This window comes from Paenibacillus sp. FSL W7-1279 (assembly GCF_037969845.1).
Lineage (GTDB): Bacteria > Bacillota > Bacilli > Paenibacillales > Paenibacillaceae > Paenibacillus_AQ.
Map to the genome: position 1 here is coordinate 549,399 of NZ_CP150215.1, position 25,918 is coordinate 575,316.

The 25,918-nt window shown below is 52.5% G+C and carries 23 protein-coding genes and 1 pseudogene; 13 read left to right on the top strand and 11 right to left on the bottom strand.

Annotated features, from left to right (window positions below; genetic code table 11):
• Positions 1 to 25: 25 nt before the first annotated feature.
• From MKY82_RS02300 to MKY82_RS02320, 5 genes and pseudogenes are all read right to left on the bottom strand, one after another.
• Positions 26 to 463, bottom strand: coding sequence for a hypothetical protein (locus tag MKY82_RS02300; RefSeq protein ID WP_339295402.1), 438 nt, complete (start codon positions 461 to 463; stop codon positions 26 to 28).
• A gap of 125 nt (positions 464 to 588) precedes the next feature.
• The gene (locus MKY82_RS02305; RefSeq protein ID WP_194540577.1) at positions 589 to 2,463 is read right to left on the bottom strand and encodes an FAD-dependent oxidoreductase; all 1,875 of its coding nucleotides are present in this window, start codon (positions 2,461 to 2,463) and stop codon (positions 589 to 591) included.
• Positions 2,464 to 2,512: 49 nt separating this feature from the next.
• On the bottom strand, positions 2,513 to 3,421 hold the full coding sequence (locus MKY82_RS02310) for an FMN-binding protein (protein WP_339295403.1): 909 nt from the start codon (positions 3,419 to 3,421) through the stop codon (positions 2,513 to 2,515).
• Positions 3,422 to 3,580: 159 nt separating this feature from the next.
• Positions 3,581 to 4,513 carry a dihydroorotate dehydrogenase gene (locus MKY82_RS02315; RefSeq protein ID WP_194540579.1) on the bottom strand — a complete coding sequence of 311 codons (933 nt, stop codon included), beginning with the start codon at positions 4,511 to 4,513 and terminating at the stop codon, positions 3,581 to 3,583.
• A pseudogene (locus tag MKY82_RS02320) lies at positions 4,494 to 5,196 on the bottom strand (dihydroorotate dehydrogenase electron transfer subunit). The gene MKY82_RS02315 and the pseudogene MKY82_RS02320 overlap by 20 nt, the downstream one beginning before the upstream one ends.
• 163 nt (positions 5,197 to 5,359) lie before the next feature.
• Here MKY82_RS02320 and MKY82_RS02325 point away from each other — a divergent pair.
• Positions 5,360 to 5,896, top strand: coding sequence for an NAD(P)H-dependent oxidoreductase (locus MKY82_RS02325; protein ID WP_339221208.1), 537 nt, complete (start codon positions 5,360 to 5,362; stop codon positions 5,894 to 5,896).
• Between the two features lie 433 nt (positions 5,897 to 6,329).
• Here the strand turns inward: MKY82_RS02325 and MKY82_RS02330 are convergent, their stop codons facing one another.
• The 4 genes from MKY82_RS02330 to nikC form a co-directional block, all read right to left on the bottom strand.
• The gene (locus tag MKY82_RS02330) at positions 6,330 to 7,334 is read right to left on the bottom strand and encodes a dipeptide ABC transporter ATP-binding protein (protein WP_339295404.1); all 1,005 of its coding nucleotides are present in this window, start codon (positions 7,332 to 7,334) and stop codon (positions 6,330 to 6,332) included.
• Complete coding sequence (locus tag MKY82_RS02335) at positions 7,331 to 8,344, bottom strand: ABC transporter ATP-binding protein (protein WP_194540583.1); 1,014 nt, start codon at positions 8,342 to 8,344, stop codon at positions 7,331 to 7,333. Before MKY82_RS02335 ends, MKY82_RS02330 begins: the two co-directional genes overlap by 4 nt.
• A 1,247-nt stretch (positions 8,345 to 9,591) precedes the next feature.
• Positions 9,592 to 10,515 carry an ABC transporter permease gene (locus MKY82_RS02340; protein WP_012818632.1) on the bottom strand — a complete coding sequence of 308 codons (924 nt, stop codon included), beginning with the start codon at positions 10,513 to 10,515 and terminating at the stop codon, positions 9,592 to 9,594.
• A 19-nt stretch (positions 10,516 to 10,534) separates the two neighbouring features.
• Positions 10,535 to 11,422, bottom strand: a complete 888-nt coding sequence (nikC, locus tag MKY82_RS02345; protein WP_233355157.1) for a nickel transporter permease — start codon at positions 11,420 to 11,422, stop codon at positions 10,535 to 10,537.
• A gap of 169 nt (positions 11,423 to 11,591) precedes the next feature.
• Here nikC and MKY82_RS02350 point away from each other — a divergent pair, with 169 nt between their 5' ends.
• The 11 genes from MKY82_RS02350 (at position 11,592) to MKY82_RS02400 (ending at position 22,283) form a co-directional block, all read left to right on the top strand.
• Entirely contained in the window at positions 11,592 to 13,241 is a 1,650-nt protein-coding gene (locus MKY82_RS02350) for a glutathione ABC transporter substrate-binding protein (protein ID WP_339295405.1), read from the top strand.
• A gap of 279 nt (positions 13,242 to 13,520) precedes the next feature.
• The gene (locus tag MKY82_RS02355) at positions 13,521 to 13,853 is read left to right on the top strand and encodes a metalloregulator ArsR/SmtB family transcription factor (RefSeq protein ID WP_233354722.1); all 333 of its coding nucleotides are present in this window, start codon (positions 13,521 to 13,523) and stop codon (positions 13,851 to 13,853) included.
• A gap of 74 nt (positions 13,854 to 13,927) precedes the next feature.
• The gene (locus MKY82_RS02360; protein ID WP_194540587.1) at positions 13,928 to 14,437 is read left to right on the top strand and encodes an SRPBCC domain-containing protein; all 510 of its coding nucleotides are present in this window, start codon (positions 13,928 to 13,930) and stop codon (positions 14,435 to 14,437) included.
• A gap of 14 nt (positions 14,438 to 14,451) precedes the next feature.
• A complete protein-coding gene (locus tag MKY82_RS02365) occupies positions 14,452 to 15,276 on the top strand; it encodes an alpha/beta hydrolase (RefSeq protein WP_339295406.1) in 825 nt (274 codons plus the stop codon).
• Positions 15,277 to 15,373: 97 nt separating this feature from the next.
• Complete coding sequence (locus tag MKY82_RS02370; RefSeq protein ID WP_194540589.1) at positions 15,374 to 15,574, top strand: hypothetical protein; 201 nt, start codon at positions 15,374 to 15,376, stop codon at positions 15,572 to 15,574.
• A gap of 202 nt (positions 15,575 to 15,776) precedes the next feature.
• Positions 15,777 to 16,736, top strand: a complete 960-nt coding sequence (locus MKY82_RS02375; RefSeq protein WP_071219137.1) for a LacI family DNA-binding transcriptional regulator — start codon at positions 15,777 to 15,779, stop codon at positions 16,734 to 16,736.
• A 164-nt stretch (positions 16,737 to 16,900) separates the two neighbouring features.
• Complete coding sequence (locus MKY82_RS02380; RefSeq protein WP_339295407.1) at positions 16,901 to 18,163, top strand: ABC transporter substrate-binding protein; 1,263 nt, start codon at positions 16,901 to 16,903, stop codon at positions 18,161 to 18,163.
• A gap of 163 nt (positions 18,164 to 18,326) precedes the next feature.
• Entirely contained in the window at positions 18,327 to 19,202 is an 876-nt protein-coding gene (locus MKY82_RS02385) for a sugar ABC transporter permease (RefSeq protein ID WP_194540591.1), read from the top strand.
• The gene (locus MKY82_RS02390; RefSeq protein WP_194540592.1) at positions 19,202 to 20,038 is read left to right on the top strand and encodes a carbohydrate ABC transporter permease; all 837 of its coding nucleotides are present in this window, start codon (positions 19,202 to 19,204) and stop codon (positions 20,036 to 20,038) included. Before MKY82_RS02385 ends, MKY82_RS02390 begins: the two co-directional genes overlap by 1 nt.
• A complete protein-coding gene (locus MKY82_RS02395; protein ID WP_339295408.1) occupies positions 20,035 to 20,796 on the top strand; it encodes a polysaccharide deacetylase family protein in 762 nt (253 codons plus the stop codon). The genes MKY82_RS02390 and MKY82_RS02395 overlap by 4 nt, the downstream gene beginning before the upstream one ends.
• A gap of 59 nt (positions 20,797 to 20,855) precedes the next feature.
• On the top strand, positions 20,856 to 22,283 hold the full coding sequence (locus MKY82_RS02400) for a serine hydrolase (RefSeq protein ID WP_339295409.1): 1,428 nt from the start codon (positions 20,856 to 20,858) through the stop codon (positions 22,281 to 22,283).
• 72 nt (positions 22,284 to 22,355) lie between these two features.
• Here the strand turns inward: MKY82_RS02400 and pruA are convergent, their stop codons facing one another.
• A complete protein-coding gene (gene pruA, locus MKY82_RS02405) occupies positions 22,356 to 23,903 on the bottom strand; it encodes an L-glutamate gamma-semialdehyde dehydrogenase (RefSeq protein ID WP_339295410.1) in 1,548 nt (515 codons plus the stop codon).
• A gap of 201 nt (positions 23,904 to 24,104) precedes the next feature.
• Between pruA and MKY82_RS02410 the strand changes: the two genes are divergently transcribed.
• Complete coding sequence (locus tag MKY82_RS02410; RefSeq protein WP_339295411.1) at positions 24,105 to 25,025, top strand: proline dehydrogenase family protein; 921 nt, start codon at positions 24,105 to 24,107, stop codon at positions 25,023 to 25,025.
• Between the two features lie 60 nt (positions 25,026 to 25,085).
• Here the strand turns inward: MKY82_RS02410 and MKY82_RS02415 are convergent, their stop codons facing one another.
• Positions 25,086 to 25,550 carry a hypothetical protein gene (locus tag MKY82_RS02415; RefSeq protein ID WP_339295412.1) on the bottom strand — a complete coding sequence of 155 codons (465 nt, stop codon included), beginning with the start codon at positions 25,548 to 25,550 and terminating at the stop codon, positions 25,086 to 25,088.
• Between the last annotated feature and the right edge of the window lie 368 nt (positions 25,551 to 25,918).

Below are 25,918 nucleotides of genomic sequence, written 5' to 3' on the forward strand. Positions count from 1 at the left end.
AGCGCTCCTTTCCCTAGATAGCTCCTTACGCACTCCGCTGCTCCAGATAACTGCGGATTTCACGCTTCAGCTCTTTAAGCAGGAGTTCGGGTGAGACGTTTTTCATTAGTTTCAGCTGCATGCGCTTATGGAGGGGGAGAAGCCGAGACAGCAGCTTCCATTCCTTCCGTTTGACGGCAATCCGGTACATGAGTCCAGTCAAATAATCGCCGTCCAGCAGCATACGCGTCAGTCTCTCGTTATCCTTCGCTTGCAGCTTGCCATGCTTGTTTAGCGCAGTATGAATCAGGATGCAGCAAGCCAGCACCGTCATTTTGCGCGAATAGGCAAGCTCATAAGCGTTGAGCATATCGGCGATGTCCCTCACCGGTCTGTTATCCATCTCCATCCAATCGATATCCGTTCCGGAATCGATATGCGACCGAAGCAGGTCGATCGTATCCTGTAATAGCTTCATATCCATCGTTATTGACTCCTTCCGGAAGGCTCGTGTTGATTAAGAGTGTGAATGCCAGTAGAACGGTTAGGGCTTGAGCTTGATACGGCAATGCGCGATACGATCAGCCCGTTCTATTGAGTAGAGAAGAATTAGTCCGTATACACGTACCATCGCCTTACGATCGGTATTCGTTTCCATACCTTCTTCAGCCAAGGGTATACATAGTAGTCCAGTCCGAACGTGCTGCCTGATCCGCCGATTAAGGCGATCCCGGCTGCCAGATACCACAGCATTTCGTTAGGTGCCATCCCCGATACCCATACCATCGCGCCCATGGCGACGCTGGCTACGGCTGCAGGTGCCGTGAACAATCCGACGATCAGCAGGATGCCGACGATCAGCTCAGCCAATACCATCGAGGTCTGAAATACATAGGCAAGCGAAGTATAGCCGCCGTCGCCGGTATAGAACATCAGGTCCATCGACCAATCGACAATGGATTTCATAAAATCCGGAACCGGGAGGGCGGATACCGCTTCGGCAGTATAAGCAGAGGCGGCAGACACTGCGTCTGCGGCTCCAGCCCCGGCAGCATCGGCACCTGCAGCGGATGCTGCGCTTACGCCGTCGGCTGCTTTGGCAGGAATGAGGAACACTTTATCCGGATCATCGATAATCTTGTGGATTTTATCCCATCCCTGTGAGAGCCACATCCATCCGGCAAAAATCCGCAGCGGAACGAGCCAGAAATTCGGCGAGCGCTTGGCAAAATGCCCGCCCACGAAGCTGCGGTTGTTCCGGACATGGAAGAATTCATGCAGTAGGTAGTGATACACCTTGTTGAAGCCGCAAACCTGGAACAGATAGAGCATGTTGATCAGATGTTTGACCAGCATGGCCGGGAAGCCGCTGAGCCTGAACATATGGCCCGGAACCCCCACGTTAGCTACTCCGTAGCGGCTGCCGATACAGACCATCGTGCCGTGGAACGTCGGTTTGTAGGATTTCATCGGTTTGTTTAATAATTCAGCCACGATGTTATGTGCAATGACCGGGGCTGCTAGTTCCGCATTTTCTACCATTTGAGGCACGGGTGCAGCCGCGCCCTCAGGAATGTAGAAAATATTGTCCCCGACGACATAAACGTTCGGATGGGCAGGAACTTGAAGTTTGTCGTTGGTCAAAATACGCTTGCGGCCTTTTTGCTCGACATCCATATTGCCGACCACATCGGAGCCTTCCACCCCTGCGGTCCAGATCACGGTACGGGATTTGATGTCGCTGCCGCCGACGGTAACGCCGTCCGGTTTCACTTCCGTAATCTTGGAGCCTGTGATGATGTTGACGTTCATTTTGCGCAGCCGTTTCTCGGCTTTGCGGATCAATGGCTCGGGCAGGATCGGCAGGATCTTGTCGACCATGTCGGCAACGTGCAGCGTAACCTCGCTTGGATCCACGTAGAATTCCTTACATAATTGTTGCGTGAACTCGGCCAACTCGCCGATCATTTCAACCCCGGTGAATCCGCCGCCGACCACGACGAAGGTCAGCATTTCTTTGCGGACTTGCGGGTCGCGCTCCAGCACGGCTTTTCGGAACATATTCAGGGTGTGTTCTTTCAAACGGACCGCATCGTCATACGACCATAAGGTAAAGGCGTGTTGATCTGCGCCTGGTATGCCGAAGAAGGTTGGCTTGCTGCCTGTTCCGATGACCAGATAATCGTAGGAATAGGTTTGTTTCTCTCCACGGAGTGTTTGGCCGTCAAAGTCGATGCCGCCGATTTCATCCAGCACTACGTCTACATTGCGGAACCCGGAAAACACTTTCTTCAGGTCGATTTTGATGGAATCCTCCTCGACCCGGTTTGCGGCTACTTCATGCAGCTCGGTCAGCAGTGTATGATACGGCTTGCGGTCGATGAGTGTTATCCGCAAATCCTTCTGTTTGCGCAGTCGTTTAGCCAGCTTCTTGGCGGTAAGTATACCGCCATATCCGCCGCCCAGCACGATAATCTGTTTCATGCGAATCTCCCCTCAAGGAATAGTTGTCTTCTATCTATCGCTCTTGTGCTTATTTGGCGCCTTCGAGTGCTTTTGTTGCCAGCTCTACAAATCCGTTGACGTGGATCGACACACCGGAGATGGCATCGGTTTTACCGTCTTCCGCCGTTACGATGGCTTGCGGATCTTGTTTTTCAATCAAATACTGCTCAGCTTGATAAGCCTGTTCATGCCATTCGGATTGAGCTCCGCCGTTCTTCATGCCGTATTCACCGGATTTGGAACGGGTAACTTTATCGGTACCGCCGTCTTTATGAATGCCGTTCCAGCTGACAGCGGTGATCTTGCCGTTAATAACGGTAACGTCGACGGTTTCCTTCCAGCCGGACTTAGCGTCAAAATCAGCCCCTTCTGCGTGATAGCTGCCGTCTTTGTACGGTCCTGCTTCAACAGGTCCCGCCGCCAGCGCTTTTGCTGCCAGTTCGGTAAATCCGTTGACATGGATCGATACCCCGGATACGGCATCCGTGCGGCCTTCGTCGTTTAAGGTCAAGCCTTCAACCGACTGCTGAGCCACCAGGTATTCCTCCATTTTGGCTGCCTGTTCATGCCATTCCGCTTGAGCGCCGCCTTTTTCCTTCATGCCGTAGAAGCCTTTTTCGGAAAATGTCTTTTTGTCCAAGCCGCCGTCCTTATGAAGTCCGTTCCAGTTGGCGCTGACGATCTTGCCGCCTTCGACCTTAATGGCAACAAGTTCCTTCCAGCCGGAGTCTTCGGCAAACTCGCCTTCAGCGTAATATAAGCCGTCCTGCAGGGTTCCATCTTGTGCAGGCTGTTCCGCATTAGTTGTGGTATCCGTGTTTTGGCTTTCCGCCGGTTTGTCCGTAGTGACAGGCTCTTTGTCTCCGTTGCCTCCGCAGCCTACGAGCAGCGCAAACATCAACATGACAGAGAGGGATAGAGAGAGTGTCCTTTTCATTCTGGTTTCCTCCTATAATTTTGTGAATTACTTCACAAATATTGTTCTTGAGTTCATTTTATTCTTAAAAGGAATAGTTATCGGTGAAAAAAATCACAAACAGTGTCGGTGCTTCATGTTCGAGTTGATTCCCGTCGATTGCTCATGAAGCACCATGGGTCAGATAATGCCTCGAATGTCATCCAGCGATTGGATGCCTTCGCTTTCCATCAATTCCATCAATTCTTCGGCCAGGGTATCGCCTGCGCGCAGGTTGATGAAGTTGTAGGTTCCGATCTGTACGGCTGCCGCACCTGCCATGATGAATTCGAGGATGTCCTCGGCGCTGCTGATTCCGCCGATTCCAACAACCGGGATGGATACTGACCGTGCTACCTGATGGACCATGCGGAGCGCTATCGGCTTAATTGCCGGTCCCGACAATCCGGCGTAGGCTCTGTCAAAAACGCTGCGACGTTCCCGAATATCAATCGCCATCGCTTGGATCGTATTGATGAGCGAAAGACCATCAGCGCCTTCAGCTTCACACATGCGAGCCATTTCCTTCAAATCCCTCGCACCGGGAGAGAGCTTGACGAGCAGCGGCAGCGTGGTCGCTTTCCGGACTGCGCGAACCACCTCTTGAGCCTGCTCATTCTCAACGCCGAAGGCCAGCCCGCCTTCCTTGATGTTGGGGCAGGAGATGTTGAGCTCAATCATGTCGACGGCTCGTTTGCCGGATGACCGTAACTTGAGGCTGGCTTCGGTAAGCAGCTCGGCGCCCTCCGTGTATTCCCGTATGGTGCCGCCGCCAAGATTGACGATGACTGCCGTCCCGTGCGAGGTCATCTCGGATAATTCATGCTCCAGAAAAGCGTGGATGCCCGGATTCTCAAGGCCAATGCTGTTCATGATGCCGGATGGCGTTTCATAAAGCCGTGTTCCTGAATTGCCGAATCGTGGCGTCAGGGTCAATCCCTTGGAGATTATACCTCCAAGCTTGCGAAGCGGATATAGATCCGCATACGGTTTGCCGAATCCAAACGTGCCCGATGCCGCCAAAATCGGGTTCACCAGCGGTACGCCCGCCAGTTCACAATCGATGGAGATCATTCCAGTTCACCTCCTTCGCCGGAAATACGGGGCCATCGGTGCATACCTTGCGGCTTGAGCCAGCGGAGGTTAACGTGCAGCTGTTGCATGCCCCGATGCCGCAGCCCATTCGCTTCTCGATGGAGACGTGGAGCTTGGCATTGGTACCTTCCGCTTTTTGGGCCAGACTGCGCATCATGGCAACCGGTCCGCATGCGAATATCGTGTCATAGCAGCTCGGGTCCACGGCATCTACAATGGTGCCGCCGGATTTGACGGTGACATTGCGGCTGATTTCGTGAAATCCGTTGACCGCGAAGGGCACCCCGGTATATCCCAGATAGACGCTGGATTCAGGAATTTCCTTCGCAGCCAGCAGCAGCGGGGGCTGCTCCAATGCCGCCTCCTACCAGTGCCGTCCGGCCTTGCGGCCTAGGGAATCCTTGCCCGAAGGGCCCCTCCAGCTGAATCTTGTCACCCGCTTGAAGCGCTGACAGCAGCCATGTGCCAGTTCCGTGCACGCGATATAAGAAGGAAACGGAGTCCTCCGTCAGATTATGGATGCTGATCGGTCGTGATAGCACGGGATAGGCATCCCAGCAGCGAAGCATGAAGAACTGTCCCATTCGTGCCGAATAGCTGCCTTGAACGGTAAGTCGATAGATGCGATGGGCCAGTCTGACATTTTGAATAACAAGGGCCACGTCCTCATTCTCCTCCCTTGGCGTACTTTTTCCGCCCGCTATGTTCCTTGCTACAGTATCACAGACCAAATAACGCTACCTGTGACTTTTCTCATATTCGGGTGTTATCCGGGCTTGATACCTTTTGTATACATATACGAGACAAAAAAAGGTGGGACCATACATGAGAACACTGGTAATCGTTGCACATCCGGGTCTGCATGAGGGATCAAGGATCAATCGCGAACTAATCGAAACGGTTATACATCATCATGAGGTGACGGTGCATGACCTCTATCAGCGGTATCCGGATGGACACATCGATATCGAGGCCGAACATCAATTGCTGCTCCAGCATGACCGCCTCGTGTTTCAATTCCCTTTTTGGTGGTACAGTTCTCCGCCCCTTCTGAAGCATTGGTTCGACGAGGTGCTGACCTTTGGATGGGCGTATGGTCCCGGCGGGGGCAAGCTCCATGGAAAAGAGTGGGGCCTAGCTGTTACGACCGGCGGAGCCGCGGAAGCCTATGGCAGCGAAGGATACAACCGCTACACGGTGGAAGAGCTAACCCGGCCCTATGAAGTGACGGCGAGCCTGGTGGGCGCGTTGTACTTGCCGGTATTTACCGTTCATAATGCCATGCAGCTGACGGATGAAGAGCTGCGGCGTTATGCGGAGGATTTTGCGTTGCATGTTACAGGCACGGCGAGATCCAGGTAAAGGGCTGCTAATGAAAAGCGTGCAGCTCCTGCAGTGATGGTTCGATTTATGGTTGAGGGTGGACAAAACGACAGAATGTAAGCTCCAAACTCCAAAATGGTGAATGTGGAGGCGGTAGCCCGTTGAAAGTGAATAACTGAATTGCTGATAAATTAGCCTGGCGGCGGAAGCTGCCGGGCTTTTCGGTGTTACTGGCAAATTTCTGTACATTCTGGCATATCCCGAGCGATCAGGGGAGGCTGTCACTTTTGGTTGCAATAAAAGTCTTCTGGAGCTGCGCGATTCTGTTTATAGGCTCGGCTGCTGTTCTCGTAGGAGATCATCCTTCGATTTCCGTTAGCAGGCTAAACTTTTGCAAAAGAAAAAGCGAGACCTTGGGCTCTCGCTTTTTTCTCTTTTATAGAGAGGTGCCGTTATCCGTTCGGCGTATAAGCTACACCTTCTCCAGCGCACCGGCTGCGATCTCTTGGATATAGTGGCAGGCCGCCTGATGGCCTCCGCGCTCATCGACTTCTCGAAGCAACGGAGCTTCGGATCGGCAGCGATCCGTGGCATACATGCAGCGGGTATGAAACCGGCAGCCGGAAGGCGGGTTGATCGGGGACGGGACATCCCCCTTGAGAATGATGCGTTCCTTCTTGCGCTCGGGATCCAGTGTCGGGATGGCCGACAGCAGAGCGCGGGTGTAAGGATGCTGCGGGCGCCGGAAGAGGGAGTGCTTATCCGCGATTTCCACGATTTTCCCCAGATACATCACAATAATCCGGTCCGAGATATGCCGGACAACCCCGAGATCATGAGAGATAAACAGATAGGTCAGCTTGAATTCGGTTTGCAGCGACTTCATCAGATTGAGCACCTGTGCCTGGATGGACACGTCAAGCGCAGAGACCGCTTCATCGCTGATGATCAGCCTGGGATTCACGGACAAGGCGCGGGCGATCCCTATTCGCTGCCGTTGTCCGCCGCTGAATTCATGCGGGTACCGATTGGCTTGATAGGCGGCCAGGCCGACCGTTTCCAGAAGCTCGATGGCCCGTCCCCGCCGGTCCTTCTTTGGAACAACATTCTGAATGTCCATCGCTTCTTCCAGGACTTGCAGCGCTGTTTTCCTGGGATTCAGCGAAGCATAGGGGTCCTGAAAAATCATTTGCAGGTCTTTACGCCTTCGGTTCATCTGGGCTTTATTCAGGGAGAGCAGATCGGTTCCTTCGAACAGCACCTCGCCGGAGGTCGGTTCGTCCAGCCTCAGGATGGCCCGGCCCGTGGTTGATTTGCCGCAGCCGGATTCGCCCACGATACTGACAGTTTCCCCCTCACGTACGGAGAACGAAATATCATCCACGGCTTTTACGAAGTTGACGGTACGGCCCAGGACGCCGCCCTTGATCGGAAAATACTGCTTGAGATTTTTTACCGTTAACAGCTCTTTGCTCATGGCAGAACGTTCACCTCGCTTTCCGGCTCCCATTGATCGGTATATTTCCAACACCTGACTTGCTGGTTATCCTCCAGCGCCTGAAGCTCCGGCAGTTTGTCATAGCACAGCTTGATTGCATGGGGACAGCGGGGGGCGAAGCGGCAGCCTTCCTGTGGGTCATAGGGACTTGGAACCGAGCCTTTAATCGGCTCCAGCGTTTCCTTATCGATATCATGCCGTGGCAGCGAGTTCATCAGGCCAATGGTGTAGGGGTGCTTCGGATGTTTGAATAGGGTCCGTACATCGGTATATTCCACGACTTTTCCGCAGTACATGACGGCTACTTCATCGCAGGTTTCCGCGACGATGCCCAGATCATGCGTGATAAAAATAATCGACATCTGCAGCTTCCGCTGCAGTTCTTTCATCAGCTCCAGAATTTGAGCCTGAATGGTCACGTCAAGCGCCGTGGTCGGCTCGTCTGCAATGAGCAGATCTGGATTGCATGCCAGCGCCATAGCAATCATGACACGTTGGCGCATACCGCCGGACAACTGGAAGGGGTATTGCCGGACTCTTTTTTCCGGAGAGGGAATGCCGACCAGTTTCAACATTTCAACGGCTTTGTCCATCGCTTGTTTTTTGCTCAGATTCTCATGGATTTGGTAGGCCTCCGCGATCTGATCGCCGACGGTGAAGACCGGGTTGAGCGATGTCATCGGCTCCTGGAAGATCATCGAGATCTGATTGCCCCTTATTTTGCGCATCTGCCGGTCCGATTGTTCGAGCAGATTCACACCGTTATATAGAATTTGGCCTCCTACGATTCGTCCCGGATGAAAGATTAGCCGCAGGATGGACAGGGACAATATGCTTTTGCCTGAACCGGATTCGCCCACGATCCCGAGCGTCCTCCCCTTGCGTACGGTTAGGCTGATATCATCCACAGCTTTTACTTCGCCCAGTTCGGTGAAAAAAGAGGTTCGCAGGTTCTTGATCGTAAGCAAGCTTGATGCGTGCTGTTCCATCTTGTCTAAGCTCCCTTCGCTTTCAATTGGCTTTGGAAATCGTGTGTCCGGATGGTCTCCCAAATGGATCGGTTTTCGGAAAATAGCGGATCGTGTGTCCGGATGGACTCGCATATGGATCGGTTTTCGGTAAATAGCCGATCGTGTGTCCGTATGATACTCACCAACAGCTCGATTGGTCTGGATTAGCGATATTTGATGCTATTAGAGGACTGTAGTTCCGCTATTCCTTTGTTTTCTGCCTTTTAGTGGAGGTATGAGGACATGAGATCCGCTATTGCAAGATATTACAGGCTAAATTTGTGATTTTGGGTGCATTAACGGATCCTCTGTCCGGATGGTCTCCCAAATGGATCGGTTTTCGGTAAATAGCGGATTGTGTGTCCGAAAGGCCCCCTAAACAGCTCGATTACAGTAATTAGTGGGTTAAATGTCCGCATAGCCTCGAAAATAGGTCGGTTATCAGCAAATAGCAGATCATGTGTCCGAAAAGGCTCCCCCAACGGCTCGATTTCAGGTAACTAGTGGATTAAAGATCCGCAATGGCCCATAACTTCCATATATCGAAGGTGTGTATGGACTTAAAACGGTTCAGTATGGCTGCATTAGCGTAGTTGAGGACCGTGGTTCCGTTATTTCTTAATTCTTCGCCTTTTAGCAGCAGGTTGAGGACACCAGATCCGTTATTGCGAGAAATTCCAGGAGTAATCCGTGATTTTGGATGCATTAACGAATCGTGTGTCCGCGTGGATTCGAAAATGGCCCAATTATGGGCAAATAGCGGATCGTGTGTCCGAATGGGCTCCCAGGTCGTGTGTCCTGATAGGCCCCAAATGTTCGATTAGCGGATCGTGTGTCCGAATGGGCTCCCAGGTCGTGTGTCCCGATAGGCCCCAAATGTTCGATTAGCGGATCGTGTGTCCGAATGGGCTCCCAGGTCGTGTGTCCCGATAGGCCCCAAATGTTCGATTAGCGGATCGTGTGTCCGAATGGGCTCCCAGGTCGTGTGTCCCGATAGGCCCCAAATGTTCGATTAGCGGATCGTGTGTCCGAATTGGCTCCCAGGTCGTGTGTCCTGATAGGCCCCAAATGTTCGATTAGCGGATCGTGTGTCCGAATGGGCCCCCAAACGGCTTGACTACAGTAATCAGTGGGTTATAAGTCCGCAAAATAGCTCGGTTTTCGCCAGATAGTGAATCCCACCGTGTCCATCTACACTCAAACCGCGATAGACGGAAAATCGCCAATCAATCGAAATCAATGCGTTTGTTGAAGTAGCGGTAGGAGATGTCCACGAGCAGGTTTACGAGCACGAACATGATCGAGAGCACCAGCACGGTTGCCTGTACGACCGGAAAATCCCTTGCCCGGATCGAGTCGATGACGTAGCGCCCCATGCCGTTCACGGCGAATACGGACTCGGTCAGCACCGCCCCGCCCAGCAGGCCGCCAAATTCCAGGCCGATGACGGTAATGACGGGAATCATGGCGTTTTTTAAGGCATGCCGGTAGATGATGACGCGTTCCCGAACGCCCTTGGCTTGGGCGGTTCGGATATAATCCTGGCCGATGACCTCCAGCATGCTGGACCGGGTCATTCGGGCAATAATGGCGGCGCCGCCGGTCCCGAGCGTGATCACGGGAAGGACGGTTTGCGACCACGTGCCCCAGCCGGAGGGACGGAACCAGCCCAAATCGACGGCAAAATATTGGATCAACATCAGCCCCAGCCAGAAATTTGGCATCGACAGTCCGAACAGGGCGATGAACATGACGCCAATATCGGCAGGCGAGCTTTTTTTGACGGCGGAGATGATGCCGGCCAGAATGCCGAGGAATACGGCCAGGATCGTAGAGTACACGGCAAGCTCGACGGTGATCCAGAACCGGCTTTTGAATATTTCATCGGCGATGGGGCGGCTGCTGCGGATCGAATCTCCCAAATCCCCCTGCAGCAAGCCGCTGACATAGTTCCAATACTGAAGCGGCAGCGGATCGTTCAATCCCAGGTTCTCGCGGATCTTCTCGACCTGCTCCTTGGGTGCCCCTTCACCGATAATAACCTGCGCCGCATCTCCCGGAATGAGGTGCATCAGCAGGAAGACAACGATGGTTACACCAATGACAACGGGTATCGTCTGAATCAGCCTTCGAATGGAATAGATGAGCATGGCCCGGCAGCTCCTTTCATTATTTTTTCATTTTCGGGTCAAGAACATCTCGTAAGCCGTCGCCCAGCAGATTAAACGCGATGACAACGAACACGATCGATAAACCGGGGAACAGGGCAACATGGGGGTGATCCATAATATAGTTGCGCCCATCATTCAGCATCGCTCCCCACTCCGGCGTCGGCGGCTGTGCGCCAAGACCGAGGAAGGACAGGCCGCTGGCGGTCAGGATAGCGACGGCAATCCGCAGCGTAGCCTGCACGATGATAGGGGATGTGATATTCGGCAATATATGTCCGAAGATGATTCGTCCATCGCTTGCGCCCAGCGAACGCATGGCATCAATATATTCGAGCTTGCGGACGGCCAGCGTCGAGCCGCGCACGACTCTGGCAAAGGTGGGGATCGAGAAGATGCTGACGGCGATGATCACGTTAAACAGATTTTTTCCAAGGACGCTGACAACCGCCAAAGCCAGCAGAATGCCGGGGAACGCCAGCATAACATCAGTAATTCTCATAATGAGTGCATCCCATTTACCTCCGTAATAGCCGGAGATGATTCCGAGCAAGACACCAAAGGCTGCTCCGATGATGACCGAGATAAAACCGACCGAGAGCGTGAGACGCATGCCATGGATAATCCTTGTAAAAATATCTCTTCCGTTGTGGTCCGTACCAAACCAGTGGGCAGAGGACGGCTTTAGCAGTTTCGTAGAATAATCCACTTTGGTCGGATCATACTGGGTGAGCAGGGGGCCGAAAATCGCGATAAGAATCATCAGCAGGAGAAAATAGCCCCCGAATAAGGCTGCTTTGTTCTTCTTCAGACGGTGATAGAAAGATTTCCATTGTGCAAGGCGGGTTCCACTAGGGAGCGATTCTTGTGCTCTGGCATCAGCAGTCATGTTAGGCACGTGAAATCATCCTTTCTCCAAGTATGGATGTCAGAATTGGTGTCGTAGAAACGTGAGGTAAATCTGGCTTCTACTGGTATAAATATCAAATAGTAAAATATATGTTAACTGTGTATGAAATATTTTCCTATTTTGATTGAGAAGGGGGAGTTTGTTTCACATGACAGGTAATAGAAGATTCAAATGGCTTGTCTGCATCCTGTTCATACTTACCGTAATGATGTCGGCGTGCGGCGGTCCAAGCAAGAGCAGTAACCCCGAAACGCCGCCAAGCGGCACCAATACGCCAGCTCCTGAGCCGGGGGCCAAAGATCCTCCCGAAGGAACGGCCAATACCGGTGCGAATGAGCTTGTGATTGCCTGGCTTTCTGATCCGCCATCCATGGACCCTCATATGTCGACGGACCAGCAAACGAGCGTAATGACAACGCATATCTATAACACGCTGGTGATTCATGATAAGGATCTGAATATTCAACCGGGGCTTGCCGAGAGCTGGAAAGCAATCGATGAATTGACCTGGGAGTTCAAGCTGAGAGAAGGCGTGAAGTTTACCGACGGCTCTCCATTCAATGCAGAGGTAGTCAAAGCCAACATTGATCGTATGCAGGATCCGGAGGTTGCTTCTCCCCGCGCATCGCTTGTCGGCATGATTAAAGAGGTTAAAGTTGTTGACGAATACACGGTGCAGCTCGTGACCGAGTATGCCTTCTCGCCGCTGCTTGCCCATCTGGCCCATTCTGCGGTGAGCATGATTAGTGCGGAAGCCATCAAGCTGGATTACGAGAAGCTGAAGGCAGGAGAGAAAGCAGGCGCGTATCTGGCACAGAACCCTGTAGGCACGGGCGTTTTCAAATTAGAGAGCTGGAACCCGGGACAGGAAGTGAAGCTGGTTGCGAATGCCAATTATTGGGGAGATAAAGCGAAGGTTGAACGGGTCACGTTCAAGGTCGTAAGCGAAGAGGGAACGCGGATCGCGGAGCTGGAAACCGGCTATGCGCATATTATCGATCCGGTGTCGCCGAGCAGCATCAGCCGCATTGAGAGCACGGACGGCATGTCCCTGAACCGTCAGGCATCGCTGAGTCTGTCTTATATCGGGTTTAACAATAACAAAGAGCCGTTCAACGATGTGCGGGTGCGGCAAGCCCTATCGATGGCCATCAATAAGGATGAGATCATCTCGGGCATCTACGAAGGCACGGGCATCCCTGCCGTCGGTCCGCTGGCACCGGACGTGAACGGGTATGATGCTACCGTCAAGCCGATTGAACATAACATCGACAAAGCGAAAGAGCTAATGAAAGAGGCCGGCTACGAGGGTGGCTTCTCGACGACCATCTGGACCAATGACAATCCGGAACGGATTAAGATCGCCGAGTACGTACAATCCAAGCTGAAGGAATTGAACGTCGAAGTCAAAATCGAAGTGGTGGAGTGGGGAGCATATCTGGCCCAAACCGCGGAAGGCAAGCATGATATGTTTGTTCTCGGATGGTCCACGGTAACGGCTGATGCCGACTATGGCATGTATGAATTGTTCCATTCCAAAAATGTAGGGGAGCCGGGCAACCGTACCTTTACGAAGGATCCGGAACTGGATAAACTGCTGGATGACGGGCGCAAAGAGAATGATCCGGAGAAGCGCAAGCTCATCTATAAACAGGCGCAGGAGAAGCTGGTTGAGTTAGCGCCGATGCTGTATATCCATCATCAGGAGTATTTAAACGGAGTCAGCAGCAAGGTGGAGGGCTTCTGGCGGCATCCGAACGGCATCATGCAGCTGCATCAGGTGTCCATTCAGCCATAAGGATGTCTGAAAGCTTTATAGCTTTGAATGATCGTAATTTATAGAGTAGTTTATAGCAAAGAGGCCGCTATAGTGGGCCTCTTTTTTAATGTTTTTAGAGCCCCTGGACAGGTGAGCAGGGCCTAGCCACTGGATCATTAGCGTGCTCATCTGGGTATCTGGATAAACCCTGCAGCATGCAGAGTGAACGGTTGCCATGTTTTTTGATGTCAAAAAATGATGTGAAAAAATTCTATACATTCATTGACATGTATATACGCTTAAGTGTATATTTAAATCATGAATACATCAGCTATGCAATTAACCCTGTTTACGATCTCAGAGCCGAACCGCTTCAACATCGTTGAGCTCTTAAAGCAAGGCTCGAGATCGGTCAGCGACATCGTAGAGATTCTGGGCATCGGCCAGCCCCAAGTATCCCGCCATCTGCGGATACTGAGCGAGGCCGGGCTGGTAAAAGTCCGTAAGAAGGCACAGCAGCGCATCTATAGTCTTGAAGCCCAGCCGTTTCAGGAGCTGGACGTCTGGTTCGATTCGTTCAGTCGACTATGGGAAGAAAGACTCGACAAGTTCGAGGACTATATGAGCGACTTCAACGGAAAGGAGAGTTAATCAATTTTTTAGTAGATCCACAGGAAATTACGGCTCTGCGCGCAGAGCCGATTTCACAGAGAGGAGGAATTCATATGGGTAGAAAGACCATTGTCACGAAAGACCGGGAGCAGCGGAAGCTGATCGTGGAGCGTGTCGTATCGATACCGCTGAAGATGTCCTGGCTGGGATGGACTAAGCCGGAACACATCGAACGCTGGTGGGGGCCAAAGAATTGGAGTGCCACGGTATACGAGATGGATGTCAGACCGGGCGGCGTATGGCGCTACAAACTGGCTCCCGATGCGGTGGGAGAAGGGGAAGAAGCCTTTTGCAAGGCGACCTACTCCGAAGTGGTGGAGTTATCGAGGCTCGTATTTACAGACACATTCACGGATCAGAACTGGAATTCCGTAGCAGGCAGCGATATGTTGACCTCGGTTGCGTTTGAAGAGGACGGAGACGGAACGAGGCTAAGCATCATAACCCATTTTGCAAGTGCGAAGGAACTGGAAGCTGCGGAAGTCATGGGAATGGTGGAAGGATACACGGATACGCTGGAACGGTTTGAGGACGAAATAAGTTTGTACATAAAAGGACAATAAAAGGGGAGATGATCATGAACTACGTGATATCGAATGACGGTACCCGAATTTTTTATGAAAAGAAAGGGGCTGGTCCGGCTGTTATCCTTGTAGCTGCTGCAGCTTCGGATCACAACGATACAAAGCGCCTTGGTGAGCTTCTATCTGAACATTTTACCGTCTACAATTATGATCGACGGGGACGAGGCAGCAGTACGGATACGGCTCCGTATGCCGTTGAACGTGAGATCGAAGATATCGATTCCCTTATTCGGGAGGCGGGCGGCAGCGCGTATGTATTCGGAAGTTCTTCGGGCGCTGTTCTGGCGCTGGATGCGGCGAGCAGACTCGGAAGCAGTAAAGTTAGAAAACTGTTTTTATATGAGCCGCCGTTTATCATTGACGATAGCCGTGAACCTGTACCGGCGGAATACGTGCAGCATTTGAATGCGCTGATGGCCGAACATCGACGCAGCGATGCCGTAGAATATTTCATGACGGCAGCGCTGGGAATCCCCGCGGAATATATAGAATTCATGAAGGCAGATCCTTCTTGGCAGGTCATGGAGGGCATGGCGCATACATTGGCCTATGACGGCATGATCATGGGGAGCACGCAATCCGGTCAACCGCTGCCAACGGCTCGCTGGGATGTCGACGTTCCGGTCATGGTGATGACGGGCGAGAACAGCGGACCTATGTTCCATGGGGCCGCGAGCGCATTGGTTGACTTGCTCCCTCAGTGCGAGCATCGGATGCTGTCTGGTCAGGACCATTCTGCCGTCGTGATGGCGCCGGAAGTGCTGGCTCCCGAGGTGTCGGGTTTTCTGCAGCCTTCGGCAGATCAAATACCGAGATAAGTGTGATTGGCTCGTCAAGAAACCGTGACCCTTAGGGTCACGGTTTTTCCCGTTCCGGTCGAAGTATTTATTCGGTCTTCTCAAATTGCTCAATAAAATGATTAAAGGCGCTGGTGCGAAACAGGCTGCGCCGGAATACAAAATGGACCTTGGAGCTGCGATACCGCTTGGGATTTGGAAGGCCTGCAATTTCCCGGCATCGACCCAGTCCTTAACGGAAGAACGCGTTAGCAGCGAGATACCCAGCCCGGCGGCAACACCGCCCATGATGGTGATTAGTGGCATCTACCTGATTTAGCAGGTCACGGCGATGGATTCCCGTGGCCTGCTTTTTGCTGTGACGAACAAAGGGCTTCTGGCCTGAGCAGCGTATCATGAAAAACAATGATAAGGATGATAATGCAAGGAAAATCTCATCCAAGCAAAATAAGTAAATTTTATTAAAAATAAATCCATGTTATATTAAATTTACTAACGCCTTTGGAGAGGGGATAGGATTCATGAGTGGTTTGAAGGAAATTGCAAAGCTCGCGGATGTCTCGGTGTCTACAGTGTCCAACGTGCTGAACGGGCGCAAGAACGTGGGGCGGGAGACGAGGGAGCGAGTGCTGAGATTATGCTCGGAGCACGGCTATTTTCCGCATAAGTCAACCAAATCCGATAAAAGCAACACGATTATATTCGTCTTCAGCGACTTTGATCGCGATTATTATTTAAAAATCATTAAGGGGATCAGCCATTGCCTGACGGAGAATGGATACGACCTTATCATCTGTACGAACAAATCCAGCACCAATTTTATGCGCAGCAAATTTGCAAGCGGTACCATAAGTTTGGATCGGAATATGACGGACGAATATTTAGTCTCGGTAGCCACGCCGCAATTCCCTGTCGTTCTCATGGATCGGATTATTGATAATGAGTACGCCAACACCAAAAGCGTGATCGTGGACAATTACCCCGTCATGTGTGAAATGGTCCAGGCCTTGGTGGATAAACAGTTTACGAATTTCGGATACATCGGCGGTTTGGAGTTTACCCTGGATCACAAGGAGCGGTTCGCCGGATTTATGGATACGCTTGCGAAGAATGGCATCGTGTTTGACCGCCGCAATTACTTCCATGGCGATTACAGCGAGGAAAGCGGATATCAGGCCGCCAAAATTCTGATCCTGAGCAATGCCTTGCCTGAAGTGCTGGTCTGTGCGAATGATAATATGGCTCTCGGCGCGATTAAAGCTTTGGAAGAGAACGGAATACGGGTCCCGGAGGATATCTCGATCACCGGATTCGATAACTCGGATGCGGCGGCGATGGCCGGTTTGACCACGATTGCGATCCCGCGTTATGAAAGCGGTTATTTGGCGGCGAAGGAGCTGCTCGAGATGATCAAGGGCACAACGGGTAGGGAGCCCTTTAAGCTGAATGCCACCATCCAGTGGAGAAAAACGGTGAGATAAACTTTATGATTGCAACTAGTAAAATATCAATAATTTTACTAGTTTTTTTACTTAGTATTTTTATGAAAACGCGTACAATTTTTATTGACAATCTAGGTAAACCGCCCTATGATGGGTTTGTAAACGTTTTACTTTATAGAGTCCTTAAGGGGGAGGCGTGTCACTTGAAAAAAGTAAAAAAGGTATTTAGCATACTTACAGCAACGGTTTTGGTTGCAACACTTGCAGCCTGCGGTGGTACATCTGACAAAGATTCTGGAGCAGCATCCGGTGGTGATGGGGGAGATAAGCTGAAGAAAATTACGCTCTTCCAATCGAAAGTTGAAATTACAGAACCTCTTGAAGCTTTGGTTAAAACCTATAAAGAAGAAACCGGCAATGAGGTTGAAGTATGGGGTGCCGCAGGAGACGCTTATTCGCAGCAGCTGGTAGCGAAGCTCAGCAGCAATCAGGGACCGACGATATTCAGCGTGGCTCCAGGGCCCGAGTCCGAGAAGCTGAAATCTTATTTCTCCGATTTGAGCGGCGAAGAGTATGTGAAGAACATCGCGCCTGACATGGAATTGAAGGTCGATGATAAAACGGTCGGCGTTCCATACGGCGTAGAGGGCTTCGGCCTCGTGTATAACAAGGATCTGGTGGATCCGGCTAACATGAAGGACCTGGATTCCTTCACCAAGACGCTGGAGCAGCTGAAGGCTGACGGGAAGAACGGTTTGAGCCTGTCCCAAGAGGCATACTTCCTGATCGGACATATCATCAACACGCCGTTTGCGCTTCAATCCGATCCGCTGGCCTTTATCGACCAGCTGAACAAAGGCGAAGTGAAGATGGCCGATACGAAGGAGTTCCAAGAGTGGGCGAAATTCATGGACGTGATCAAGGCCAACACCAAGAATCCGCTGGAAGTGAAATACGATAGCCAAATGGGCGACTTCGCTACGGAAAAAACGGCTATGGTTCACCAAGGCAACTGGAGTTATTCCATGCTTGCGGACTTCGGCGATTTCGGCTCCAAGGTGGGCATGATGCCGTTCCCGCTTGCCGGCAACGATAAAATCGCCGTCGGCGTGGCCAGCTACTGGGTCGTAAACAATCAGGCGGATGCTGAGGAAGTTAAAGCCGCGAACGCATTCCTGAACTGGCTCTTTACTAGCGACAGCGGCAAGAAAGCCATCGTGGACGATTTCAAATTCATCCCGGCTCTAACGAATATTGAAGCAGGCGATCTGGATCCATTGTCTCAAGCGGTGCACGAAGCAACCACGAAGGGTGAGACGATCACTTGGGCGTTGAACTACTTCCCATCGGGAATCATCACCAATGACCTGGCTCCAGCTACGCAGGAGTACTTCATGAATCCGGGCATGACAGGAGAGCAGTTCCTGCAGAAGCTGGATGAAGTGTGGGCGAAAGCATCGAAATAATCGAGGCAAAACGATAACCACCTGAAATAACAATTCCATGAAAATGAAAGCCTAGCCTCAGACGTTCCGATGATGAGCGTTAGGCTTTTGTTTTTTCTAACACGAATTCAAGGTTTGATGCCGCCTTGCGGGAATCATCCGGAACGGAAAGAAGGTATGGATTATGAGCAAAAGTAAGGATAAAGCCTGGTTTGCCTTGTTTACGGTGCCGCTTCTGTTTATTTTCACGACCGTGGTTCTCATCCCGTTTATTATCGGGATCGTGTACTCTTTCGTAAATTGGGATGGCATTCCGGCAAATCCCAAAGTATTCGTAGGATTTGATAATTACGTTCAGCTGTTCCAGGACGAACGATTCCTGTCATCGGCTTGGCATACGGTTCAATTCACGCTGCTCGCGCTGGTATGCGTCAACATTCTGGGTCTGGCCTTTGCCCTGTTGGTAACGACGAAGCTCCGCTCGAGAAATGCGGCGCGAACGATGTTCTTTATGCCGAACCTCATCGGCGGCCTGATTCTGGGATACATCTGGCAGTTTATTTTTACGGATGCCTTCAGCTTCCTGGGCGAGAAGACCGGATTTGACAGCGTGTTCTTTAACTGGCTGCTGCATCCGCAGTTTGCGCTGTACGCCATCGTCGCCGTATTCACCTGGCAGCTGGCGGGTTATACGATGATCATCTACATCGCGGGCATCCAGGGGATTCCGGATGAGCTGATGGAGGCAGCGAAGGTCGACGGCGCCAACCTGTGGCAGCGACTCAAGAGCATTGTGTTCCCGCTGTTAATGCCTTCGTTCACGATCTGTCTGTTCCTGACGCTGTCCGGGGCGTTCAAAATCTATGACGTGAACCTGTCGTTGACCAAGGGCGGACCGAGCAATGCGACGGAGATGTTTGCGATGAATATTTTCAACGAGATTTTTGCTTACGGTAATTATGGTTTAGGTCAGGCCAAAGCGATCATCTTCTTCCTGATTGTGGCCGGACTTACGCTGACGCAAGTTATCATCACGAAGAGAAGAGAGGTGCAGATGTAATGAAGAAATCAGGGAAATGGCTGCTCGACATCCTGCTGTTCCTCGCCTCGCTGGTCTTCTTGTCTCCGGTCTTCATCATGCTGATTAACTCTTTTAAGGATCGTGCGGAGCTGTATGAGAATGCGCTCGCGCTGCCTTCCTCCTTCAGCTTTGAGTACTATAAATCCGCGATGGAGAAGATGAATTTCTTCACCGCTCTGGGCAACTCGCTGTATGTCACCGTCATCTCGGTGATTATCGTCATCGTGCTTGCCTCCATGACGGCATGGATGCTGGTGCGGACGGATAATAAGCTGAGCAAAATTATTTTCTTCACCTTCGTGGCGACCATGCTGATTCCCTTCCAGACGCTGATGATGCCGCTGATGCAGGTGATGGACTGGATTCGCACCAATCTGCACATTCCGATGCTCAACACTCATGAGGGCTTGATCTATATGAACGTCGGCTTTACGTCCAGTATGGCGGTCTTCCTGTACCACGGGTTCATCAAATCGGTACCGATTGCGCTGGAGGAGGCAGCTACGCTGGACGGCTGCTCCAAGCTGGGCGTGTTCTGGCGAATCGTGTTCCCGCTGCTGAAGAACATCAGCGTGACCATCGCGATCCTGAACGTCATTGCGCTGTGGAACGACTACCTGCTTCCATCGCTGACGCTGTCGGATAAAGGGCTGCGCACAATCCCGCTGTCGACCTTCTATTTCTTCGGGGAGTTCACGATTGTGTGGAACCAGGCGATGGCCGGTTTGACGCTGACGATCATCCCGGTTGTCATTTTCTATATTTTCGCCCAGAAATACATCATCAAAGGGATTGCGGCAGGTGCGGTAAAATGAGGCGGATCATTACGAGGGCCGACGATTATGCTTCCAGCCGTTCCGCCAATGCTGCGATTGCCAAGGACGTTGAGGCCGGATTCATTAAAAACGTGTCCATCATGGCGCCCGGTCCTTATCTTGGTGAGGCCGCGCAGCTGTTGGCGCATCGCAAGGACATCTGCTTCGGTTTCCATATGACGCTGAACGCGGAGTGGGATAACGTACGCTGGGGACCTGTTGCCGCGAAGGAACAGGTTCCTTCGCTTGTCGATGAGTCCGGTTATTTCTATCAGGATCCGTTCCTGTTTCAGGATCATCCGCCTTTGCTGCAGGAGATCCTCCTGGAATGCGAAGCCCAGCTTGATAAACTGACCGCAGCAGGCTTCAGCATTTCTTATGCCGATTCTCATATGCTGCCGGAGCGCTTCATACCCGGGCTGCAGGAAGAGCTGGACCGCTGGATTGAAGCGAAGGGGCTAATCAACCATCGCCATTACTACAATTTTTTCCCGGGCGGCGTGCCGGACGGGGTTGAGTCGTTTGAAAGGGTGCTTGGCAGCTTAACGGATGACCAGTATTTCTTCCTGTCCCATCCGGCATTGTATTCGGAGGAAATGGTGCAGTGCGGCAATGCTCGAGTGGATGGGGAGGAGCTGGCGCGCGGACGCGATCAGGAGGCTTCTTTTCTTGCACGGGAGGACTTGAATGAGATTAGTGAGCGGCTTGGTTTTCGTGCCATACGTTATGATGAGGCGGTGCCATTACCTGGTGTATAATGGAAGGGTCATAATGAAATTATTTTATTGATACAGGGAGAGGCGAAAGGAAGATGAACATGAAAACGGTTCAATTATTGCCAAGAAGCACCCCCGAAAATCAAGGAATCTCATCTCAGTCAATCGAACGCTTTATCCGATCGATTCAGGAAAAGGAGCTTGAACTCCACAGCTTCATGCTGGTACGGCATGGACATGTCGTGGCGGAAGGCTGGTGGAAGCCGTATCAGGCGGACAAACCGCATATGCTGTTCTCGTTAAGCAAGAGCTTTACTTCTACGGCGATCGGACTGCTCGCCCAAGAGGGACAGATTGCGCTGGAGGACCGGGTGATTGGCTTCTTTCCGGAATACGCTCCTGAAGATCCCTCCCCGAATCTGTCCGCGATGACGATACGCGACTTGCTTATCATGGGGACCGGACACGCGCAGGAGCCTGCCATGCCATCCGATATTTGGGCGGCCGACTTTCTTAAACAAGCGGTAGAGCATGAGCCCGGTACCCACTTTGTATATAACAGCGCAGCGACGTACATGCTTTCGGCCATTCTGCAGAAGGTTACCGGCATCACGCTGCTGGATTATTTGCAGCCTCGCCTGTTCGACCCGCTTGGCATTCATGGAGCCACATGGGAAAGCTGTCCGCAGGGAATCAACACCGGCGGATGGGGACTTAAGCTGAAGACCGAGGACATTGCCAAGTTCGGCCAGCTTTATCTTCAGAAGGGCGTATGGGAAGGCCAGCGGCTGATCCCGGAGGCGTGGATCGAGGAGGCGACCTCCAAACAGATATCCAACGGACCTGCGGATTCCTCTTCGGATTGGACCGAAGGGTACGGCTATCAATTCTGGATGTGCCGACACGGGGCTTACCGCGGCGACGGCGCATTCGGACAATTCTGCGTCGTGCTGCCGGAGCAGGATGCGGTCATAGCGATTACCTCCGGCCTTGGGGACATGCAGGCCGTGCTAGATGAAGCATGGGAGCATCTGCAACCTTCGATGAGGCCTGATGCGCTGCCGACCGACACCGGAGCGGAGGCTTCTCTTACTGGAATGCTGGAAGCGCTGAAGCTGGATCCGCCAAGCGAAGAGGCGGCATCCCCGGTCGAGAAGGACGTCACCGGGATCGTCTATGATCTCGAAGAGAATGAGGCGAAGCTGCGTTCGTTCTCCGTCCGGTTTGAAGAAGACGGCGCGGTAATGGAGCTTGAGGGGGAACACGGCGTCAATTCGGTTGTCTGTGGTCGCAACGCGTGGAAGACGGGAACCACGAAGCTGATGATGATGGGGGATAATGAATATGCTGCCTCCATGACCTGGAAGGATGAGCGGACGTTGAAGCTGACCATCCGACTGACAGAGACGCCATTCTACTTAACCACGGAATGCACCTTTGGTGAGGAAGGCATTCATCTTGCGTACTGGATGAATCAATCGTTCGAGGGCAAGGTGGTCCGGGAGATTAAGGGCAAGGTTAAGGCGTAAAGCCGGTAAAAGAATCGCTGTACATAAAGAAACCTCTCCATTGTCATGGAGAGGTTTCTTTACATGTCGTAATCAGAATCGCTCCGACACCGCCTTCGCCTGTGTAAACAGGAGCAGGTAGTCACGCCCGCCGGCTTTGGAGTCGGTCCCGGACATATTGAAGCCGCCGAACGGGTGGATGCCCACCAAGGCGCCGGTGCATTTCCGGTTCAAATACAGGTTGCCGACATGGAAGTCGCGCCGGGCTTGCTCCAGGTGCGCGCGGTTGTTCGAGATCACCGCGCCGGTCAGCCCATAATCGGTATTGTTGGCGAATCGGATCGCTTCGTCGAAGGAGGCTGCCTTCGTGAAGGCCACGACCGGACCAAAGATTTCCTCCTGGGAAATACGGGCGGTGCTGGCGACGTCCGCGAAGATCGTCGGCTGTATGAAATACCCCTCCGGATCGCCGGGAAAACCGCCAAGCACCAGCCTACCTTCGCTTTTCCCGATTTCGATATAGTCGAGAATTTTACGGTACGCCTTATCGTCGATGACGGGTCCTACCTGAGCCTCGGCATTGGAGGGGCTTCCGATCACCAGCTTCTTGGAGCGGTCGATCACCTTCTGCAGCACGATATCATAGACGTCCTCGTGCACGATGGCTCTGGAGCAGGCAGAGCATTTCTGACCGGAGAAGCCGAATGCGGAAGCGGCAATCGCGTCCGCCGCGAGCTCCAAATCGGCTTCGTTGTCCACGATGATTGCGTCTTTCCCGCCCATTTCGGCGATGACGCGCTTAATCCATCGTTGCCCCGGCTGCGTCTTGGCCGCGCGTTCCTGAATCCGCAGTCCGACGTCGCGTGACCCCGTAAAGCTGATAAATCTGGTCAATGGGTGATCCACCAAATAGTCGCCCACTTCCTGACCCGGGCCAGGCAGGAAATTAACGACGCCCGGAGGCAGGCTGACCTCTTCCAGTAGCTCTACGAATTTAGCGGCTATGACCGGGGTGGTGCTGGCTGGCTTCAGCACAACGGTGTTGCCGGAGACGATGGCAGCCGTTGTCATGCCGGCCATAATCGCGAGCGGGAAGTTCCACGGCGGAATGACGATGCCGACGCCAAGCGGGATGTAATAGAGATGATTCTCTTCCTCCTCGTGGACCGTCAGCGGCTGGGGCGCGCTCAGGCGCTGCATTTCGCGTGCATAGAATTCCATGAAATCGATCGCCTCGGCCGTATCGGCGTCGGCTTCGGCACGCGTCTTGCCGGCTTCGAGAGTCATGAGCGCGGAGAACTCGAGCTTTCGCCGCCGCATGATCGCCGCGGCTTTGAACAGATAGCGTGCCCGTTCGCTCGGCTCGGTGTGCTTCCACGTCTCAAAGGTACGCGCTGCCGTCTGAATGGCTTGTTCGGCAAGCTCGGTATCCGCCTGGGACACGACGCCGATGACTTGGCGTTTGCGCGCCGGATTGACCGAATTTGCGGTGCGCTCCGTATGGATTTTGGCACCGCCGATGACCAGCGGGTACGATTGGCCAAGCTCGGCTTCGACCCCGGATAACGCCGCGTCGTATAACTTGTTGTTCCATTCGTTGTTGAAGTCCATAAATGGTTCGTTCCGAAAAGATGCTCGCATGGGGAGGCCCCTCCTTAACATGATATGAATCGAAGCTTCTGGCCAATGGTCCAGCTGCGAATGCGTCATGGTGGCATGGTTAGGAACTCCTGGTGAAAACCTCTATGTAAGATATGTATGTCTTCCTGCATGCCGTCATGATTTTTGCATATGAGTTAGATAGAGTGCATTTTTGGTTTACCTTGCAGAGGGGGCGCGCGCATGGACGGAACCGAGCTTTACCGCAAAGTGATCCTGACGGTGTCCAGCAATAAACTCGTGAAATGGTTGTCGATCAAGTACGGCCGGAAATTGGCGGGCCGATTCATTGCCGGCGATACCTTGGATGAGGCGCTGGATGAAATCGAGAGGCTGAACGCGAAGGGCATTCTTGTCACGCTGGACCATCTGGGGGAGGGCATCCGGACGCTGGACGAAGCAGCCGGGTATCGGGAGGAATATTTGAAGCTGGTGGAAGGGATCGCGAGGCGTGGAGTGCAGTCGAACGTATCGTTGAAACCGACGCAGATGGGCATGGCGCTGGATCTGGAGAAGGCGTACGAGAACATCAAAATGGTGGCGAAAAAGGCGAAAGAGCACCGTAATTTCGTTCGTCTGGATATGGAGGATTCGCCGTACACCCAGGCGACGATTGATATGACGCTGCGGCTCCATAAGGAGGGGCTGACCAACGTGGGGACCGTAATGCAAGCCTACTTGTTCCGTACGGAGGAGGACGTCAAGAATTTGATGCGTGCCGGCGTAAATCTGCGGTTGGTCAAGGGGGCGTACAAAGAGCCGGGAACCATCGCCTTTCAGCAGAAGCGGGAGGTCATTGACAACTATAAGAAGTTGATCAAAATGCATTTTGATCAGGGAGCCTACGTCGCGATTGCTTCGCACGACGACAACATCATCGACTGGGTGAAGGTGTTTGCCGAGCAGAGCCGCATAGACAAACAGGACTATGAATTTCAGATGCTGTACGGACTGAGGATGAACGATCAGGCTGCCCTGGCACAGGACGGCTACCGTATCCGGTGTTATATGCCCTACGGAACGATGTGGTACCCGTATTTCACCCGGCGGCTGGCAGAGAAGCCGGCCAACCTGATGATGGTGCTCAAGAATATGTTCAAGTGAGCGGGGGGAAAACAACCAATTGCAATGGAGAGAGAACGGTAGCTCTTTCTAGCAGCTGTCCTAGAAGGAATAATATGCCTCCGAGCAGTCCATCAGGAAGGAACGCTCCAGCGGCAGGCTGCCTAACCGCATACGGGTGATGTGCTGTTGCAGATTGGCCTCCAGATCGGCGAGGGCCGATACGGCGAGCTGCATTCGTGCGGATCCCCACTGCTGCTGCTTCTGGGCATAGCGAATGGCCTCGGTCACGGGCATACCTCTCAGCCTCGTAAAGACGGATGCCCAGCGGATCAGATCCGCGAATTCTCTTGTGCTTGGCAGGGCATATTCGGCATACCCGGCCGCGTCTTTGCAGCTGATTTTGAACAACCCGCAGTTCCAATCTCGGTCGCTCCAGGGGATAAAGCGTTCAGCCGAGCACCGGTCGAAACGAAATATCTCCATGCAGCGGATGAGCTCTGCATTTAATGCAGGCGATGCGGTTTCGATGACGGGAGCCAGTGCGGCCTCGATGAGTTTCGTCATGATCTGCGCTCCTTTATAGGAATGTTATATGCACGGCAAAAAGGCCTGGTGAGCAGAGTAACCCCGCTCTCCAGGCCTATTTATCGTTAGTGGCCCTGCTACAGTGGCTGCTTCGCTTAAGGCTCGGGAGCTCAGCGTAAACGAGTGTTTCGAATGATGGATGAATCATACGCCGGAGGAATCTAAAAGTAAATGGCCATATTGGACGGATACATTCCGAAAATCGATGAAAACCGTAAAAGAAAACGCGTACATTCGGTTGTGTCATCTATTATCATGGCAAAATCTCGGTATCTCGATATATTGCGATAAATACAAGAAAACAAGAGAAATACATAGTATAGAGCAGGATTCAAGAGATAATGGAG

Excerpts from the sequence above, each read along its gene's own strand:
- MKY82_RS02300 (WP_339295402.1), bottom strand. The coding sequence starts at position 463 with ATGGATATGAAGCTATTACAGGATACGATCGACCTGCTTCGGTCGCAT.
- MKY82_RS02305 (WP_194540577.1), bottom strand. The coding sequence starts at position 2,463 with ATGAAACAGATTATCGTGCTGGGCGGCGGATATGGCGGTATACTTACC.
- MKY82_RS02310 (WP_339295403.1), bottom strand. The coding sequence starts at position 3,421 with ATGAAAAGGACACTCTCTCTATCCCTCTCTGTCATGTTGATGTTTGCG.
- MKY82_RS02315 (WP_194540579.1), bottom strand. The coding sequence starts at position 4,513 with ATGATCTCCATCGATTGTGAACTGGCGGGCGTACCGCTGGTGAACCCG.
- MKY82_RS02325 (WP_339221208.1), top strand. The coding sequence starts at position 5,360 with ATGAGAACACTGGTAATCGTTGCACATCCGGGTCTGCATGAGGGATCA.
- MKY82_RS02330 (WP_339295404.1), bottom strand. The coding sequence starts at position 7,334 with ATGAGCAAAGAGCTGTTAACGGTAAAAAATCTCAAGCAGTATTTTCCG.
- MKY82_RS02335 (WP_194540583.1), bottom strand. The coding sequence starts at position 8,344 with ATGGAACAGCACGCATCAAGCTTGCTTACGATCAAGAACCTGCGAACC.
- MKY82_RS02340 (WP_012818632.1), bottom strand. The coding sequence starts at position 10,515 with ATGCTCATCTATTCCATTCGAAGGCTGATTCAGACGATACCCGTTGTC.
- nikC (WP_233355157.1), bottom strand. The coding sequence starts at position 11,422 with ATGACTGCTGATGCCAGAGCACAAGAATCGCTCCCTAGTGGAACCCGC.
- MKY82_RS02350 (WP_339295405.1), top strand. The coding sequence starts at position 11,592 with ATGACAGGTAATAGAAGATTCAAATGGCTTGTCTGCATCCTGTTCATA.
- MKY82_RS02355 (WP_233354722.1), top strand. The coding sequence starts at position 13,521 with ATGAATACATCAGCTATGCAATTAACCCTGTTTACGATCTCAGAGCCG.
- MKY82_RS02360 (WP_194540587.1), top strand. The coding sequence starts at position 13,928 with ATGGGTAGAAAGACCATTGTCACGAAAGACCGGGAGCAGCGGAAGCTG.
- MKY82_RS02365 (WP_339295406.1), top strand. The coding sequence starts at position 14,452 with ATGAACTACGTGATATCGAATGACGGTACCCGAATTTTTTATGAAAAG.
- MKY82_RS02370 (WP_194540589.1), top strand. The coding sequence starts at position 15,374 with ATGATTAAAGGCGCTGGTGCGAAACAGGCTGCGCCGGAATACAAAATG.
- MKY82_RS02375 (WP_071219137.1), top strand. The coding sequence starts at position 15,777 with ATGAGTGGTTTGAAGGAAATTGCAAAGCTCGCGGATGTCTCGGTGTCT.
- MKY82_RS02385 (WP_194540591.1), top strand. The coding sequence starts at position 18,327 with ATGAGCAAAAGTAAGGATAAAGCCTGGTTTGCCTTGTTTACGGTGCCG.
- MKY82_RS02390 (WP_194540592.1), top strand. The coding sequence starts at position 19,202 with ATGAAGAAATCAGGGAAATGGCTGCTCGACATCCTGCTGTTCCTCGCC.
- MKY82_RS02395 (WP_339295408.1), top strand. The coding sequence starts at position 20,035 with ATGAGGCGGATCATTACGAGGGCCGACGATTATGCTTCCAGCCGTTCC.
- MKY82_RS02400 (WP_339295409.1), top strand. The coding sequence starts at position 20,856 with ATGAAAACGGTTCAATTATTGCCAAGAAGCACCCCCGAAAATCAAGGA.
- pruA (WP_339295410.1), bottom strand. The coding sequence starts at position 23,903 with ATGCGAGCATCTTTTCGGAACGAACCATTTATGGACTTCAACAACGAA.
- MKY82_RS02410 (WP_339295411.1), top strand. The coding sequence starts at position 24,105 with ATGGACGGAACCGAGCTTTACCGCAAAGTGATCCTGACGGTGTCCAGC.
- MKY82_RS02415 (WP_339295412.1), bottom strand. The coding sequence starts at position 25,550 with ATGACGAAACTCATCGAGGCCGCACTGGCTCCCGTCATCGAAACCGCA.